Annotated in this window: 1 protein-coding gene and 1 pseudogene; one reads left to right on the top strand and one right to left on the bottom strand. The window is 63.5% G+C overall.

Features of this window, described 5'->3' with window-relative positions; all coding sequences use genetic code 11:
- Positions 1-70: 70 nt before the first annotated feature.
- Complete coding sequence (locus HUK84_RS18040) at positions 71-274, bottom strand: hypothetical protein (protein WP_176641474.1); 204 nt, start codon at positions 272-274, stop codon at positions 71-73.
- Positions 275-745: 471 nt separating this feature from the next.
- Here HUK84_RS18040 and HUK84_RS18035 point away from each other — a divergent pair.
- Positions 746-1,443, top strand: a pseudogene (locus HUK84_RS18035) (dipeptidyl carboxypeptidase II); the annotation flags it as partial.

Raw genomic sequence — 1,443 nt, 5'->3', positions numbered from 1 at the left:
GGACGCACGGCCGCCGCGCGCGCCGGGAGGCAGTGTGCCCGGGGGCAATGTGCCTGGGGGCAATGTTCGGTCATGGCGCCGCCCGACCCGCGCGGCTGCCATGGAACTGCCGGGCCACAAAATGCGTCAGCGCGGTCAGGTCCGGCAGGATTTCGTTGTGCAGCGACCGCACGCTGTCATGCGCGGCGTAGAAACGCCGGGCGCCGGGTCCGTCCAGCAGGATGGCCGCGCCGAGAAAGATGCCGTCGATTTCGATGATCGTGGAATTGAGCATGATGATCCACCCTGGGGGAGCTGTACCGGGATGTCCGGCGCCAGGAGGCACCGTCATCAGGACGTGGCGTCCGGCCCGCCATGCTGGCCGCAGCGCCGCGCGCTACATCGTTGCCAGGTCCACATTCGCGTCATCATCATGGCCTTTACGGTCGCAATCGTGCATGGCCGGGCGCACGTATCCCATACCCCGATCAGTCGGGGGACAATGCGCATCATACGAGCGGATTTCATAAGGTCAATCATAAATAACTTAGAAAATATGTTATTTTGCGCCGCAAACGATAATTATCACATATAATATTGTTTTTATTGGGTTTTTTTTGAATTTTCGCGCGGATTTTCGATGCTGTCCAGCGTGGCTTGTCGGGATCTCCCACGTTATATTCACTATAAAAATTCGTGTTTATCGTGGATGGATTTTTACGCGCGCCGCGCCCATCCTGGCGGGATGACCGCAGAAGGATGGACCATGACCCGCACCCTTTGGCTTCGGACACTTGCCGCGACCTGCCTGACGGGGTGGGCTTGCCTGTCCGGGGCGACCCCGCCGGCCCATGCCGCGGGGGCCAGCGCCGCCGGCAACCCGTTTCTGACGGCCAGCACGCTGCCGTTTCAGGCCCCGCGTTTCGACCTGATCCATGACGGGGACTATCGGCCGGCCTTCGAGCAGGGCATGGCGCAGCAACTGGCGGAGATCCGGGCCATTGCGGACAATCCCGCGCCCCCGAGCTTCGACAACACGATCGTGGCGATGGAGCGGTCGGGCCGGGTGCTGGACCGGGTGTCGGAGACGTTCGACGGGGTGTACCAGGCCAATACCGACCCGGCCCTGGATGCGGTGCAGACCGCCGTTTCGCCCGAACTGGCGCAGCACCAGGATGCGATCTATCTGAACCCTGCCCTGTTCGCCCGGGTGCGCACGCTGTACGAGGCGCGGGCCGGGCTGCATCTGACAGGCGAGCAGATGCTGTTGCTGACGGTCTATTACCAGCAATTCATCCATGCCGGGGCGCAGCTTTCGGACCCGGACAAGGCGGCGTTGCGGCAGTTGAATACGCGCCTGTCGCAGTTGGAGACCGATTTCCAGCAGACATTGCTGGCGGCGACCAAGCAGGGGGCGCTGGTCGTGCCGCACGCGGCGGCGCTGGCCGGGCTGGACCCGGCGGC

Origin of the sequence: Nguyenibacter vanlangensis (genome assembly GCF_013376155.1) — a bacterium.
Lineage (GTDB): Bacteria > Pseudomonadota > Alphaproteobacteria > Acetobacterales > Acetobacteraceae > Gluconacetobacter > Gluconacetobacter vanlangensis.
This window is presented reverse-complemented; position numbering and strand designations above follow the sequence as displayed.